This window comes from Pseudomonas sp. FFPRI_1 (assembly GCF_055384485.1).
Map to the genome: position 1 here is coordinate 5,349,640 of NZ_AP029168.1, position 14,081 is coordinate 5,363,720.

Here is a 14,081-nt window from a genome sequence, read left to right on the forward strand (position 1 = left end):
AATTTCATAGCGCCTCTCAAGGATGGCGCGGGAGACACTCATGTCCACGAATATGCGGATCTGGGAACAGGTCGACAAAACCGACACCAGGTACACCAAGCCCGCCGAGGTTGGCGGCCAGAAGATCACCAGCCTCAACGGCACCGCGATGATCATGAAAGCGACCGAGATCTTCGGCCCCGTCGGCATCGGGTTCGGCTGGACGATTATTGAAGAGCGCTTCGATGAGGGCTCTGAGATGGTGAGCGGCGAAGGCGATAAACGCCTAGTGCTTGGTCGGGAGCTCAACCACACCATCAAGATTCGCTTCTGGTTTGAGCTGGATGGTAAGCGCGGCGAGATAGAGCAGTACGGCTGCACCCGCTACCTCTACAAATCGAAGTACGGCACCACCACCGACGGCGAAGCACCGAAGAAGTCGCTGACCGATGCAATCAAGAAATCCCTGTCGATGCTTGGCTTCAGCGCCGACGTGTTCCTAGGAATGTTTGATGATGAGGACTACGTCAAACAGCTCAAGGACGAAGAAAAAATCGAGCAAGCCGAGGACAAACAGGTAGAGCTGGATCGTCAGAAGCAGGAGCGCCTGGATTACCTCAAATCGGTGATCGAGACCATGGCTGGAGCTCAGTCAGAACAAGAGCTGAAGAAGATCCATGACGTTGCCGTACGCAAACTCACCGTGCGCAAAGACAGTAAAGGTGCCGAGCGTATTTCGCTGGAGTGGAAGCGCATCACTGACGCTATCGCCAAGGAGAGTGCAGCATGACCCAGCTCTACGCTTTGACCGGTCAGATAGCCGAGCTCGCGGCCCTGGCGGATACCGATGACGAAGGATTGCGCCAGGCCATTCAGGACACCATGGACAGCATCCAGGGCGAATTCGAAGTGAAGGCCGAGAGCGTCGTCATGTTGTGCCGCAACATCCAGGGCGACATTGACGCCATCGATAAAGAAGTCGATCGACTGAACGAGCTGAAGCGCATCAGAAAGAACACCGTCGGCAAGCTCGACGAGTATCTGCGCCGCAACATGGAGGCCGCCAACATCAAGTCGATTAAGCGGCCGCTGTTCACCATCACCCTGGCCCTGGCGCCAGAGAAGGTGATCGTCGACAAGGAAAATGACATTCCGTACGACTTCCTCGACACGAAGACCGTGTTCTCGCCAGACAAGCGCGCCATCGCCGTCAAGCTCAAGGAAATCCGCGAGCATAACGCCGCGGTTCGCAAACGCATGGCCGCCGGCGAAGACGCGGAAGCCGAACTTCTGGAAGAACCGACCTGGGCCCACCTGGAGCGCGGCGAAAGCTCGATTCGCATCAAGTGAGGTAACCATGAGCAACAACTTCATCCTGGTCTGCTCCGAGCGCCAGGCAGAACTGGAAGCAGCTAAGGCTGCCTTCTTCATGTCCGGCAACAAGGTCCAGGTGCTGGAGTCTTTCAGGCTCCAGCCTCGCCGGCCACGCAAGGACCTGGCTGGCCAGCATGGCAAACGCGCCACCCGCCCGCAGCCCAAGCGAACCTACGAAGACCAGTTCGCCCAGCGCAAAGCCTACGTCGACACGATCCGAGAGCTCGCCAAGACCATGACCATCGACCAGGCCATGGCCGCCACCGGAAAGTCAGAATCGGCAATGCGCCGGGCGGCCCACGAAGGTGGCTTCACGTTCAAGAGCAAGGTCGTGGATAGGGAGCGGGATTTGAAGCTCATCGAGCGCCTGGCTGCCCTGCGGAACACTGGAGTGTCACGCATCGCTGCATGTAGGAAGGTTGGAATCTCCGACACCCTGCTGAACCGCCTGGTGCTCGACTACGACTTTAACTTCCCGAAGCGCTGGGAGAAGCGAGCTTGAGACGCTTCAACAACCGCCCGCAACAGCGCAAACGTCAAACCTGGTCGACGATACCGGCCAGCGGCATCGAAGAGGTAGGCCATGGCTGCGACTCAGGAAGAACGAACAGCCAAACTTGCCGAGAGGCGGCAAGAGCTGGGCGAGCAGGAACTACGACACACTGCTCCCTACGGAACGCGACAGATGCTCGACGAGCTGATGCGCTGGAGTGAGATGAATGAAGTCAGCGAGGCGGTGCAATTGCTGGTGATCAACGCCAGGCCCGAGGATATGCTGCCGGCGCCGCCGAAGGTAAAAGGCCCGTCAGACATCATCAGGCACTACTTCCGCCAAGGAATGCGCGACAGGTTAGCGACCATCACCGCCGCCCTGGGCGAGTCAAAGGACCGAAACACCATCTGGCGACTGATCGCATATGCCCACTCGCTTGGCCCCGACGGCTCCGCGCCGCTCTTCGAAATTCCGCGCCACCAAATCGAAGTACCGCAAAGCGTGGCGCGCAAATTACGGCAAGCAGGCTTTGCCGAATCGCTCCAGATGAACGCCGAAGAAGACGGCGAAGCATAACCCGCCCTACTTGCTGCATCCGGATGCCATCGCGAATGAGAGTAAAGCCTCCTAGTTCAGGTTCAGGATTCAGACCTTTGTCGACTGAGTGAACATCCAACCAAGTGCAACGGCAGCAATGATAGGGCGTACTAGATCCGTTGCCGGAGCCGAACCAGCAAACACCTGCAGACCGCTTATTACGAATACTGCCAATGCAGCAAGAATGCCCAGCACCGAAATCCAGCGGAAGTATCTTGGAAACATCGAGTAGCTCCTTTTAGAGGGGCACGATCGTAATTGCAATTAGCCACCACATCAACTATCGCTGCATCCGGCTACGGAGGGCGGCGCATGCATGGAGATAAGCCATGATCGGTACACCCTGCGAGTACGTGCAGCAGTATTACCAAGTCCCGGCGTGTATCGGACGTCGTGTCATCGCCCACGGCAAGCCCGGCATAATCCTAGCCGATCGCGGCCACTACATCGGCGTGGTGCTGGACGAAGACCCGAAGAAGCGCATCAGCAACTATCACCCGACTCACGAAATGCAATACGGCAAGATGGCCGAAACGCTCCCGCTCAAAGAGTGGCTGGTCCTGCCCTTCAATCATGATTGGGACGACCTCGACTGGAACCGAGAAGCCCGAGAAGATTTGGTCAGGGTCTGGGCAGCCACTCGAGGTCAGGCCAAGTACAAGGCCTATGAGCGGCTTCAGGACTACTGCCACAGCATCAAGGCGATGCTCCATTTCAAAGTCCGGCGCGCCTGACCCGCCCCATCGGATTTGTCAGGAAGATTCGTTGCGACGAGCGAAGAAGTTATCTCTCGCTAATATGAGCTTTTGAACAAGCGCCGGGCTGCGCGGATTAGCAGCATCGTCGACCAGTACAAGGACAAACGAACACTTGCAGCCAACGCTGTTGTCGTCCTTGGCCAACCACTCCCTGACTTCATCAGCAGTAAACAACTCGCCACTGCGGGCCGCATGTGAGTCTCTGGTTGAGGGCGATAGTGCCGACATTTGCATGAAGCGGTGCGGTATCTGAAGCCTTTGGCAGTCAGCCTCATCTGCAGCAAGCTTGCTCAGTCTCATCGCATGAATATCGGAATCGATCACCCGCATCTCCTTGTTCCGGCCCCATGCCGGATCGAACACAAATACCCCACTTCTACGAATCACGCCAGCCAGGCTGCGGTCATCGGCTGCCCGGAGGAAACCTATGCAAGCAGTCATCTACGCGGGCCTGCGTAACGGCGCCCGCAACCAGCAGATCCATGATGCCCTGATCTACAAGCGTGTGATTGAGGTAGCCCGGGAGTTCCAGCTTTCCCCGGGCACTATCCGCGCAGCTGAGAAACGCATCTCCAACACATCTGTTTTCGAGCTGAGCCTACTGGGGGGGGCAGCCCGATGCCGATCGGCAAGGTCGTGGCCGACTCATTCCGCAAGGCAGCGCTCGGTGCGTACCGGAACTACCACGGCACCTTTCGAAACCTTGAGCTGCCCTGCTGGGTGATCACCGACGGCACGCAGAAGATCGAAGTGCTCGAACTCCGCAAGATCGATACCGGCGAATCCTCCTTGTGATCCCCCCTCACCTACTGCACTGACTCTCTTTGACTGGAGTCAAGCATACTGATAGTCAGCCCTGCCATTTCCCAATAATGATGTAAGAGCGATATGTTTTTTCCCTCCGTGTCACCCAACACGTTCCAGCTCGGAAGCCTGTTGCAAACATCAAGAGCAAAATCGGAGGCTACTTTTAGCTCGTTGAGCATGTAAACCTGCCCCGCATCCAATTCCATGATAGCGATCGACTTCAACGCTTCGATATGTGGCGGCCACTTCAGATGCCAGCCCATCTCTAAGTACGGATTGATGGAGTTAACTCCGAAATCCTGTATGGCGTTAAACGCGGTACTGTGGAGTAGCCTCAGTTGCTCCTGCTGGTTTTTTGCGAGCAAAAGCAAAACGCTCTTGATTCTTTTGGACTTCAGCTTTTCAGCCTCTAACTTCTCGGCATTTTGCTTTTCAGCTTGACGATTGCTGATCTGAAAAGCCCCCCAGATTGCCACGATGGAGCCAATCGCCTGAACCCAACTTGCAAGCTCACTTTTATTGAAGTCGAACAAAGCAATGATGAACCAAGCGGCCAGAAACAAGACTGCGTTTTGAACCGACCACAAAGGTTTAAACCACCCACCTACAGACTTTTCAGACATTTATAAATCACTCCTTTTTCAATCATCGCAATATACCGGCGAGGATCCCCTATGTCCGCACAACAGAAGAAACACCCCTTCGATTTCAAAACTCAATACGGACTCGGCTTCAGCACTCAGGATGACGAGATCGTTGTCGACTTCTTCTGCGGGGGTGGCGGCGCCGGTACCGGCCTGGAAATGGGCCTGGGCCGCGCGGTGAACGTCGCGAAGAACCACAGCCCTGCAGCGATCAGCATGCACACCGTGAATCACCCAGGCGCCGTGCACTACACCACGGATGTATTCGACGGCGATCCCGACACTGAATGCGGCGGCAAGGCCGTTGGCTGGTTCCACATGTCGCCTGACTGCACCCATCACAGCCAGGCCGCCGGCGGACAACCGCGCAAGCGCGAGATCCGCAACCTGTCGTGGATCGGCCTCAAGTGGGCAGGCAAGAAAAAGCCTCGGGTGATCAGCCTGGAGAACGTAAAGCAGATCCTGCAGTGGGGCCGACTGATCGCCAAGCGCGACAAAGCCACGGGCCGTGTGGTGAAACTCGGCGGTGACGTGGCAGCACCTGGTGAAGTTGTGCCGGTGGGCCAGCAGTTCCTGGTCCCCGACCCGAAGCAGCGTGGCCGCACCTGGCGCCGCTTCGTTGCCTTGCTGGAAGGCATGGGCTATGTCGTTGAGTGGAAGGTCATCAAGGCCTGCGACTTCGGCGCGCCGACCAGCCGAGAACGCCTGTTCATGATCGCCCGCTGCGACGGCAAGCCCATCGTGTGGCCAGAGCCAACCCATGCCAAGAACCCGGCCAAAGGCCAGAAGAAGTGGCGCACCGCCGCCGAGTGCATCGACTGGACCATCCCGAGCAAAAGCATCTTCGACCGGCCCAAGCCGCTAGCACCTGCAACGTTTCGGCGAATAGCCAAGGGCATGAAGAAATATCTCATTGATGCCGCTGACCCGTTCATCGTGCCTATTGCGAATTGGTCCGGCGACAGCGTGCAGTCAGCCCATGAACCGCTGCGGACCGTGACATCCTGGCCCCGCGGCGGATCGTTCGCCATGGCCAGCCCTATCATCGCCCCAGCCACGCACCAGGGCAGCGACCGCATCAACGACCCTTCCGCCCCGCTGCCGACTGTGACCTGCGCGAATCGCGGCGAGCTGACGTTGATCAGCCCGGTGATGGTCACTGCTGCGCATGGCGAAGGAAAGCCTGGCGGTGTTCAACGCTGGGGCGACGGCAGTAAGTTTGCCGGTGCCCCGCTGGGGACGGTGACAGCCAGCGGCGGGCATTCAGTTGCAGCCGCTCACCTGGTGAAGTTCCGGTTCTCGGATGAAGGCAAGGCGCTCGATGAACCGCTACCAACCATCACCAGCGGCGGCAACTACCAGCGGCCAGCAGGTGCCGCACACGCAATGGGTATCTCCACGGTATTCATGGCCCAGATGAATGGCGGCTTCAACACCACGGCCGCCAAAAGTATCGAGGACCCGGTGACCACGGTTACCAACACCGGCAGCCAGCAACAGCTGGTTACAGCAAACCTGCTACACCTGCGCGGCAACTGCGACGCGAAGGAGTGCGCTGAACCGCTGCACACTGTCAGCGCAGCCGGCACTCATCACGGAGTGGTGGAGTACACACTATCGCCGGAACACGAAGAGGGAGCCTTGCGAGTGGCGGCGTTCCTCATCAGCTACTACGGCACCGAGAACATCAGTGGCGCCGACCAGCCAGCACCAACAGTCACCACCAAGGATCGCCTGGGCCTGGTCACTGTCACCATCAAGGGCACGCCCTATGTGATCGTCGACATCTGCCTGCGAATGCTGCAACCGGCCGAGCTGTACAAGGCGCAGGGCTTCCCCGACGACTACATCATCAGCCACGGCGCCGACGGCAAGCCATTCACCAAGACCCAACAGGTTCACATGTGCGGCAACAGCGTCAGCCCACCGCCTATGGCAGCGCTCGCCCGAGCAAACGACCCGTGGCGCGCCGCCGAACGACAAGCCGAAGCCGCATAACCCAACCTCTGCCGCCCGGGCCTGCCCCGGATAGGACTCCCCATGCCTACAGAAACCCAACACCTGGAGCAGCGAGTCGCTGCCCTTCAATCAGATCTCGACGCCCGGGACCAGGCCCTGGACGACGCAGCAACAGAGAACAACGAGCGCGAGTTGTCGCGCCGGGACTGGTTCGACGAGGCGCAGAGGCTGCAAGTAGAGCTGGCCGAGCGGGATGCGCTGCTGCGTCGTGCACTCAACGGCGGTGACGATAGCCTGGGTCTCGATATCGCCGCCGCCCTATCCGCCAGCGCAGAGCCGGGCGCTAAGCCCCAGGCCGAGCCGGTGGCATGCATGCCGGTTGAGCGCTGCTACGACGTCAGAGCGAAGATGATCATCGCTTTCAATGAGGCCAAGAAGGCTGGAGGCGACTTGGATGATGCGCTTGATGCGGCATACAAGTCGGCCTTGCGCTATTCGCCAAACCCGATGAGCGCCGAGCAGCCCGCGCGGGCTGCGGTGGTGCTGCCTGAGCGATCGCCGAAGGATTATGCCATTGAGCATGCCGAGTATATGGCGAAGTCAGCTGATGACGTGCTGGCGAAGTTCCAGGCATATGGCCTCGCTCTGCTGGCCGTAGATGAAGGCGGCGACGACGGTGAAGGCGAGCTATTCGAAGCGATCGATACTGCCCGCGGCGACCTGCAAGAGTCTCTGGTAGATCTGCGCGGCATGGTTTATGAGTTCCGCAAGCGCTGCTGACGCCTGAAAGCCAAGCCCCGACAGGAGTACATCTGTACTCCACCCGCGAAAACCTCACCCCTCCCCCACATTCAAGTGAGCCGATATAGCCCACTCAGGCACTGTAGTTAGCGCTCATCGCTTGGAGGTGTCGATGAGTTAAGGAAAGAGTTCCAAGCCTCAAATGCATCGCGATGTTGTTCGGTCGCCTCATTCCAATCTGGTCCAGAAACCTGCTTTAAAGCAACCATCATCATAATTTTGGTAGTGGCTGCATCCAGCTCAACCAATAGCTCGTGGGATCGGAATCTAAAGTCATCACCACCACTCATAATTTCACCTTGCGACAGATCTAGCCGGAAGTTCCGCATTGTGCCCTCAACGCTAAGGACCGGCTACCGCGAGCAACGTTCACTGAATAGCTGGTCAGCGAGCAAAGCTTTGCTAACAAGCTGGAGCAGCAACTACTACTCCTCCCCCTTCAAGTCAGCCGCTATAGCGGCCAAGGACGAAGTCATGCCTGAAGAAAAAGTCGTGATGTACGAATCCCCAGAAGCTGCAAGCATCCAGACCGTGACCGGCTGGGTTGCCGCTGACGGCCGCTTCTGGGGTAAAGATGAGCATATGGCGCGCTGGTGGGGCGCCACCCATCGCCGCTGTGAGAAGAACCCGGACCATCCGATCTACGAGATTCGAAGCTCTTGCCACCAGTGTCACGAGGAACGTCGCCAAGCGAAATTCGCGGCCATGCCGATCAAGGAATGGGCAGGCGAGCCACTGGTGATCTTCGACGGCGACGAATACTTCTTTGACGAGGACAGTCTGCGCGATTACCTCATCGACCGCGATGTCGATTTGGCTGACCTGCAGCTCTGCATCTGCGAACCGAACATGCCGCGCGAAATCGACCCCAGCGACGTCTTCATTGACGACCTGCCAGAGGATGGCGAGATCCGGGATCAGCAGCTTGTCGCAGCGTTCGAGCTATTGAACGAGATGATCCGCCAATCCGAGCCCCTGTCGTGGTCGCAAGGCGAGTTCGCAGCATCGCTCCCGCAGTCCTTCATTGATGAAGTCGTTTCGGCCCGGGAGGTGCAGCCATGACCGTCTATGTCGACGACATGAACGCCACTTTCGGGCGCATGAAGATGTGCCACATGTTCGCAGACAGCACCCAAGAACTGCTGTTGATGGCCGACAAGATCGGCGTACAGCGGAAGTGGCTCCAGAAGGTAGGCACCATCCGCGAACACTTCGATATCTGCCTCAGCAAACGGGCTATGGCGGTAGGTATGGGCGCGGTGGAGATCAGCTACCCGGGTGACGTTGCCGAGCTGATGCGCAAGCGCAAGGCCGCAGTGCAGGAGGTGCAGCCATGATCCTCCCCGCCCTGCTCTACCTCGCATGGAACATCTACACGGGGCCAAGGCCATGAGCGAACAAAACACCAAAGAATTTTACTCTGTCGAGCAAGCGTCTCAGCATGCCGCCGACTGGTGCAGGCGTCACCCGGCATGGCGCAGGATCTGTGACATTCCAGATCACTCCATGTTTTATAAAAAATACGACGAGATTCCGAAACGAGAACGCGCCTACTGGGAAAAGAACGGTGGCGAAGAATGCTGGCGGGAATTCGGGACCGCTGAAAGCAAGGTTCCGACGGGGTTCATCACCGGAAAGGGTGAGTTCTTCGACCACGTTCTCAAAGTCCCCCTCCATCACAACCTGATGATGGTTTTCCGCGTTGGCAGAAGCTGGAAACCATGACCAATTAGCAGCGGCTACAAGAACTGAAGAGTCCGCCCGGCCCGGGATCGGTCGTCTTCTTCCTTGATGAGCAAGACATAGACCGGGCGAACGCAGAGACAGTGCCACGGCGCAACGCCAGGGCCAATCAGCACCATCTGAAACACCCCACTCAACAATCGGAGCCTGCAGTTCTGCGGGAGGGATAGACACATGCCCGAGAAAGACGAACTACCCGAAACGTACCCCTTCGACAAAGTGCCCGAGAAGCGTATGGCGCAGCTTATCGGCACAACTCAACGCGCCCTGGAAAGCAAGCGAGCCCGCGGGGGAATCCCCGAAGGCGTCTGGAACAAGATCGACAACCGCATTTTTTACAGCATCAGGAGATACGAGGCATGGCAAGAAAGCCAATGGGACTGCCCACAGGAGTTGAATTTGCTGGTGATTCAATCCGAATCCGATTCACCTGGAAGCATCGCCGGTGCGAAACCCTCGCCTACCCACAGACGGCCAAGGGGATCAAAGCGGCCGCAGATCTCCGTGCTCACGTAATCAGCCTGGCCAAGCACGGGGCCCTGACGGACGAGAAATACACCGAGCTTTTCCCTAACTCCAGCTACGTGACGACGACTGAGTCAGCCGTCGTCACGTTCGGGGAATATGCGCAGACCTGGCTCGACAGTCGGGAAGTCGTAGAAGGCACCAGGAGCAACTACAAGGGCAGCCTCAACCTGTACTGGATGCCTGCGCTTGCCGGCATCCCCATGAACGACATCACCCCAATGGCGCTGCGCAAGATCATAGCGGCCACCGAGTGGAGCAGCCCCGGGGTGAAGCGTGCGGCGATATCTCGAGTAAACGCCCTGTTCAATGTCGCAGTGCAGGACGAAGTCATTGCACGCAACCCCGCAACATCGATTCAACTGCCGGCGAGGAAGAAAAAAGTAGTAGATCCATTCACAGCGGAAGAGGCCGACGCACTTATTGCGTGGCTGTATGCGAACTTCACTCGACCGGTGGTCAGGATCTACGCGGCCTATTTCGAGTTTGCTTTCTATACCGGCATGCGTACTGGTGAACTGCTGGCGCTGCGCTGGGACGAGATCGACCTGGAGGACAGAACAGCACACGTCTGTCGGATTGTCGTCAAGGGTAAGCTGCAGGAGCGCACTAAAACAAAGTACGCCAGAACGGTAATGCTGAACTCCCGCGCCATGAACGCCCTGGGCCAGGCGAAGGAAATTGCCCAGGTCCGCGACAGTGAGCGGCGCCGCGTGCGCAAGTCGTCGCCTTACGTGTTCCAGCCGTCCGGCAGTTCGCCGTTTATCAAGGGCCCAACGACCCCTGCTGGGCACTTTGCAACAGCTCTAGAGGCCCTGGGGATCAGGCCCCGGAACCAATATAACTGCCGTCACACCTACGCTACGATGTGCCTCATGTCGGGCATGAATCCCGCATTCATTGCCGGCCAACTCGGGCACAGCGTGCAAGTGCTGCTCTCGACTTATGCGCGGTGGCTGAACTCGACAACGGACTGGACGGAGATAAGTAAGCTGGAAAGCAAAATTGGTACAAAAACGGTACAGGATGAAAAAAAGTTTAATTAAGAGCCCGTAGTTAAAGGCGTGTAGCAAGTTTCTGGCACATACTCATAAAATGTAACGTTTTTCCGAAAAAGCCCGTTGCCAAACGGCATATCCATCTCTATCGAGTCCGCCCGCGTGAAAATTCGTCTCTCCATCCTCAGCTTGTTGTTTGCTGTGTCCGGCACCTTGACCGCCCATAGCGTCGACGCCAGCGAAACCACCGCGGCGCCAAGAGACACGTCACAATTGCACATCGCCTCCGGCAGCGCGTTGCTGCTGGATCTGCAGACCAACAAGGTCATCTATTCGAGCAACCCGGACGTCGTGGTGCCCATCGCTTCGGTCACCAAGCTGATGACAGCCATGGTGGTACTGGATGCCAAGCTGCCCATGGACCAGTACATCGCCATCAACATCAGCGACACCCCGGAAATGAAAGGTGTGTTTTCCCGAGTCAAGCTCAACAGCGAGCTGAGCCGCCGAGAGATGCTGCTGATTGCCCTGATGTCCTCGGAAAACCGTGCTGCCGCCAGCCTCGCCCACCACTACCCGGGAGGCTACGCAGCCTTCATTGCAGCGATGAACGCCAAGGCCAAGTCCCTGGGCATGATCCACACCCGCTATGTGGAGCCCACGGGTCTGTCGATCCACAACGTTTCCACCGCGCGCGATCTGAGCAAGCTGCTGGTAGCTGCCCGCAAGTACCCGCTACTGAGCGAGCTGAGTACCACCAAGGAAAAGACGGTGGCATTCCGCAAGCCCAACTACACCCTGGGCTTTCGTAACACCGATCACCTGGTCAACAAGGAAAAATGGGACATCAAGATCACCAAGACCGGGTTTACCAATCAGGCCGGCCATTGCCTGGTGCTAGTCACCAGCATGGGTAATCGTCCGGTGGCCCTGGTGATTCTCGATGCCTTCGGCAAGTACACCCATTTCGCCGATGCCAGCCGTATCCGCAATTGGGTCGAGACCGGCAAGAGCGGATCGGTGCCGGACGTCGCCTTGCGCTACAAGGCCGACAAGAACCTCAAGAATCGCCAGGTAGCTCCTCCCCAGGCTTCACACTGATACAGCAGAAACGACAACGGCGCCCGCAGGCGCCGTTGTCTTGAGTGGAGCAATCAATGGCTGTCGAGTGCCTTGCTCGCTCTGGCGGCCGCCTTCTCCTGGCCAGCCTGGGCCAAGTCGTTGACCGCTTTCAGCCAGCGCTGGCGATCAACCTTGGCCGGTAGCTGGTCGGGAGCCTGAACCAGCACCGCAAAGCTTCCGGCACTCTTCCACGACGATTCGAACTCACTGAAGCTCATCAACTGCCGGCGACTTTTCGCCCCTCGCAACAACACCGTCCGCTTGTCCCGGTTATAACCGGCCAGTACCGCGTAACGCGGCTCGGCCCAGAACGTCGAGCCCTCGGTGAAACGCACCAGCACTGGATACCCCGCAGCAACCTGGGTCAGCAAGGCAGGCAGATTGTCGTCCAGGGGATAGACCACCATCCCGTATTCCCGCGCCAGGTTCTGCATGTTCTGCTGCAACTGCGCCTCAGCGCCCGGCAGGTGCAAGGGTTTGTCCAGCAAGCCCGGAGTGATCACGACCCCTTGCTGCGAAAGCATGCTGGCCAGGGCACCAGGAGCGCTCTGATACATCTCCCCACGAAAGAACGGCACGCTATTGAGCTCCACCCGCTCTGGCAGGCGCTGGATCTCCAACGGCACGCTGCCCGCGCAACCCGCGAGGCCCAAGACACAGGCGCTGGCCAGCAGCGCTGTACGAAATCGAGAAAATACCCGCACCATCATCGCTCTCTATATTCAATCGCCGGACCGACTGACTCCCGGCTGGGGGCTTGATCATAGGTCCCTCTTGGACGAGGGTATAGCGTTAGACGGCAGTTAGTTGAAAACCATAGAGCGAAGTGTTCGAAGACTCTCGACTATTGGTCAATAGCTTGAAACACAGAGGCTACTAGACTGTCCATTGGTAAGAGTAAGTGCCCGGTATCGGGCACGAAAGGAGGCACTCATGAGCCTGACAACGACGATCCTGATGCTGATCCTGGGCTGGCTGGCGGTTGCCGCCGCCATGCTTTGGGGCGTACTGCGCATCACTCGCCGCCACCACTATCAACCCCCGCAGTCAGCCCCTGGCCCCAAGGCAGAAAAAACCACCGGCCGGCCCGCCACTGCCCACTGATTGACCGTTTCAAATCACACCAATAATACGGCCGCCTGACTCCAACGAGTACAGGCGGCCGTTTGCTGTGGCTGTGAATCAGGCGTCGTGCTGCGTCGCCTGGTGCTTGCGCCGAGCCCGGCGGGCGAGCATGTTCAGGCTTTCAATGGCGGCCGAGAAAGCCATTGCCGCATACACGTAGCCCTTGGGTACATGGGCGCCGAAACCTTCGGCAATCAGGGTCATGCCGATCATGATCAGGAAGCCCAGGGCCAGCATCACTACGGTCGGGTTGTCGTTGATGAACTTGGCCAGGGGCTCGGCCGCCAGCAACATCACCAGCACCGACACCACCACGGCGATGATCATGATCGGCAAGTGCTCGGTCATGCCCACGGCGGTAATGATGCTGTCGATGGAAAACACCATGTCCAGTAACAGGATCTGACCGATCGCGGCGGCAAAACCGATGGCCACGCCCGGCGTCTCGGTTTTGCTCTCCTGGGGCTCGGGATCCATGCTGTGGTGGATTTCCGTGGTGGCTTTCCACACCAGGAACAAGCCACCGGCAATCAGGATCATGTCTTTCCAGGAGAAGCTCTGGCCCAGTACCTCAACCACCGGCTCGGTGAGCTGGACGATGAAAGCGATGGTGCTGAGCAACGCCAGGCGCAGGAACAACGCCATGCCGATGCCGATGCGCCGCGCCTTGGCCCGATGCTTCTCCGGCAGCTTGTTGGTGAGGATGGAGATGAAGATCAGGTTATCGATGCCGAGCACGATCTCCATCACCACCAGGGTGGCCAGGGCAACCCAGGCGGTGGGGCTGGCGGCGAGCTGTAAAAGGTAATCCATGGGTCAATCCTGACTCGGTTGTATGAAAGATCAGATTTCCTGGGACGACTCAGGCTGCTTGGCAGCCTCGTCCTGGCTTTTTTCCTTGCCGGTCACGCTTTGCGTGGCGTCACTCAGAGCCTGCTCCGCAGCCTTGTGGGTGTCGTCGATGGCCTGCTTGGCCGACTGTGCGGCCTTGTCCAACGCCTGCTGAGCGCTCTTTTCCGCTTGCTCGCAACCCGCCAGGGTCAGCATAGACAGGGCCAGCAACGATGCCGCGCCCAGGGATTTGAATGACATAGTTTTTTCCTCGATAGAACGGACGGGGCCAAGCAAGGCCCCATCGATAGCGAGGCATTCTAAG

21 protein-coding genes are annotated in these 14,081 nt (G+C 58.3%); 14 read left to right on the top strand and 7 right to left on the bottom strand.

Features of this window, described 5'->3' with window-relative positions:
• Positions 1–40: 40 nt before the first annotated feature.
• The 4 genes from ACZ5BO_RS23760 to ACZ5BO_RS23775 all read left to right on the top strand — a co-directional run bounded on the left by ACZ5BO_RS23760 (position 41) and on the right by ACZ5BO_RS23775 (position 2,422).
• On the top strand, positions 41–769 hold the full coding sequence (locus ACZ5BO_RS23760; RefSeq protein ID WP_464696692.1) for a hypothetical protein: 729 nt from the start codon (positions 41–43) through the stop codon (positions 767–769).
• Positions 766–1,329 (top strand): siphovirus Gp157 family protein, encoded by a 564-nt coding sequence (locus ACZ5BO_RS23765; protein ID WP_464696693.1) that lies wholly within the window; start codon positions 766–768, stop codon positions 1,327–1,329. The genes ACZ5BO_RS23760 and ACZ5BO_RS23765 overlap by 4 nt, the downstream gene beginning before the upstream one ends.
• A 7-nt stretch (positions 1,330–1,336) precedes the next feature.
• Entirely contained in the window at positions 1,337–1,855 is a 519-nt protein-coding gene (locus ACZ5BO_RS23770; RefSeq protein WP_464696694.1) for a hypothetical protein, read from the top strand.
• 81 nt (positions 1,856–1,936) lie between these two features.
• Positions 1,937–2,422, top strand: a complete 486-nt coding sequence (locus ACZ5BO_RS23775; RefSeq protein WP_464696695.1) for a hypothetical protein — start codon at positions 1,937–1,939, stop codon at positions 2,420–2,422.
• A gap of 69 nt (positions 2,423–2,491) precedes the next feature.
• Here ACZ5BO_RS23775 and ACZ5BO_RS23780 read toward each other — a convergent pair whose 3' ends face one another.
• A complete protein-coding gene (locus ACZ5BO_RS23780) occupies positions 2,492–2,668 on the bottom strand; it encodes a hypothetical protein (RefSeq protein ID WP_464696696.1) in 177 nt (58 codons plus the stop codon).
• Between the two features lie 104 nt (positions 2,669–2,772).
• Between ACZ5BO_RS23780 and ACZ5BO_RS23785 the strand changes: the two genes are divergently transcribed.
• Entirely contained in the window at positions 2,773–3,177 is a 405-nt protein-coding gene (locus ACZ5BO_RS23785; protein WP_464696697.1) for a hypothetical protein, read from the top strand.
• Between the two features lie 18 nt (positions 3,178–3,195).
• On the opposite strand, the gene ACZ5BO_RS23790 is transcribed toward ACZ5BO_RS23785, so the two are convergent.
• Entirely contained in the window at positions 3,196–3,525 is a 330-nt protein-coding gene (locus ACZ5BO_RS23790; protein WP_464696698.1) for a hypothetical protein, read from the bottom strand.
• 294 nt (positions 3,526–3,819) lie between these two features.
• On the opposite strand from ACZ5BO_RS23790, the gene ACZ5BO_RS23795 reads away from it, so the two are divergent.
• Positions 3,820–3,996, top strand: a complete 177-nt coding sequence (locus tag ACZ5BO_RS23795; protein ID WP_464696699.1) for a hypothetical protein — start codon at positions 3,820–3,822, stop codon at positions 3,994–3,996.
• Positions 3,997–4,007: 11 nt separating this feature from the next.
• On the opposite strand, the gene ACZ5BO_RS23800 is transcribed toward ACZ5BO_RS23795, so the two are convergent.
• Positions 4,008–4,631, bottom strand: a complete 624-nt coding sequence (locus ACZ5BO_RS23800) for a hypothetical protein (protein WP_464696700.1) — start codon at positions 4,629–4,631, stop codon at positions 4,008–4,010.
• A gap of 51 nt (positions 4,632–4,682) precedes the next feature.
• Here ACZ5BO_RS23800 and ACZ5BO_RS23805 point away from each other — a divergent pair, with 51 nt between their 5' ends.
• Together ACZ5BO_RS23805 and ACZ5BO_RS23810 are read left to right on the top strand one after the other, a co-directional pair.
• The gene (locus ACZ5BO_RS23805; protein ID WP_464696701.1) at positions 4,683–6,650 is read left to right on the top strand and encodes a DNA cytosine methyltransferase; all 1,968 of its coding nucleotides are present in this window, start codon (positions 4,683–4,685) and stop codon (positions 6,648–6,650) included.
• 42 nt (positions 6,651–6,692) lie between these two features.
• Positions 6,693–7,391, top strand: a complete 699-nt coding sequence (locus ACZ5BO_RS23810) for a hypothetical protein (RefSeq protein ID WP_464696702.1) — start codon at positions 6,693–6,695, stop codon at positions 7,389–7,391.
• Between the two features lie 107 nt (positions 7,392–7,498).
• Here the strand turns inward: ACZ5BO_RS23810 and ACZ5BO_RS23815 are convergent, their stop codons facing one another.
• Positions 7,499–7,702: a hypothetical protein gene (locus tag ACZ5BO_RS23815; RefSeq protein ID WP_464696703.1), complete on the bottom strand. Its 204-nt coding sequence runs from the start codon at positions 7,700–7,702 to the stop codon at positions 7,499–7,501.
• A gap of 184 nt (positions 7,703–7,886) precedes the next feature.
• Here ACZ5BO_RS23815 and ACZ5BO_RS23820 point away from each other — a divergent pair, with 184 nt between their 5' ends.
• The 5 genes from ACZ5BO_RS23820 to pbpG all read left to right on the top strand — a co-directional run bounded on the left by ACZ5BO_RS23820 (position 7,887) and on the right by pbpG (position 11,779).
• Positions 7,887–8,474, top strand: coding sequence for a hypothetical protein (locus ACZ5BO_RS23820; protein ID WP_464696704.1), 588 nt, complete (start codon positions 7,887–7,889; stop codon positions 8,472–8,474).
• Positions 8,471–8,749 (top strand): DUF4031 domain-containing protein, encoded by a 279-nt coding sequence (locus tag ACZ5BO_RS23825; RefSeq protein WP_464696705.1) that lies wholly within the window; start codon positions 8,471–8,473, stop codon positions 8,747–8,749. Before ACZ5BO_RS23820 ends, ACZ5BO_RS23825 begins: the two co-directional genes overlap by 4 nt.
• 52 nt (positions 8,750–8,801) lie before the next feature.
• The gene (locus ACZ5BO_RS23830) at positions 8,802–9,137 is read left to right on the top strand and encodes a hypothetical protein (protein WP_464696706.1); all 336 of its coding nucleotides are present in this window, start codon (positions 8,802–8,804) and stop codon (positions 9,135–9,137) included.
• 377 nt (positions 9,138–9,514) lie between these two features.
• A complete protein-coding gene (locus tag ACZ5BO_RS23835; protein ID WP_464696708.1) occupies positions 9,515–10,726 on the top strand; it encodes a tyrosine-type recombinase/integrase in 1,212 nt (403 codons plus the stop codon).
• A 114-nt stretch (positions 10,727–10,840) separates the two neighbouring features.
• A complete protein-coding gene (pbpG, locus tag ACZ5BO_RS23840) occupies positions 10,841–11,779 on the top strand; it encodes a D-alanyl-D-alanine endopeptidase (protein ID WP_025126428.1) in 939 nt (312 codons plus the stop codon).
• Positions 11,780–11,832: 53 nt separating this feature from the next.
• Here pbpG and ACZ5BO_RS23845 read toward each other — a convergent pair whose 3' ends face one another.
• The gene (locus tag ACZ5BO_RS23845; protein ID WP_025126427.1) at positions 11,833–12,507 is read right to left on the bottom strand and encodes a peptidase C39 family protein; all 675 of its coding nucleotides are present in this window, start codon (positions 12,505–12,507) and stop codon (positions 11,833–11,835) included.
• Positions 12,508–12,733: 226 nt separating this feature from the next.
• On the opposite strand from ACZ5BO_RS23845, the gene ACZ5BO_RS23850 reads away from it, so the two are divergent.
• A complete protein-coding gene (locus ACZ5BO_RS23850; protein ID WP_177330215.1) occupies positions 12,734–12,904 on the top strand; it encodes a hypothetical protein in 171 nt (56 codons plus the stop codon).
• A gap of 78 nt (positions 12,905–12,982) precedes the next feature.
• On the opposite strand, the gene ACZ5BO_RS23855 is transcribed toward ACZ5BO_RS23850, so the two are convergent.
• Positions 12,983–13,738 (bottom strand): TerC family protein, encoded by a 756-nt coding sequence (locus ACZ5BO_RS23855; protein WP_025126426.1) that lies wholly within the window; start codon positions 13,736–13,738, stop codon positions 12,983–12,985.
• A gap of 30 nt (positions 13,739–13,768) precedes the next feature.
• Positions 13,769–14,017, bottom strand: a complete 249-nt coding sequence (locus tag ACZ5BO_RS23860) for a hypothetical protein (RefSeq protein WP_025126425.1) — start codon at positions 14,015–14,017, stop codon at positions 13,769–13,771.
• Between the last annotated feature and the right edge of the window lie 64 nt (positions 14,018–14,081).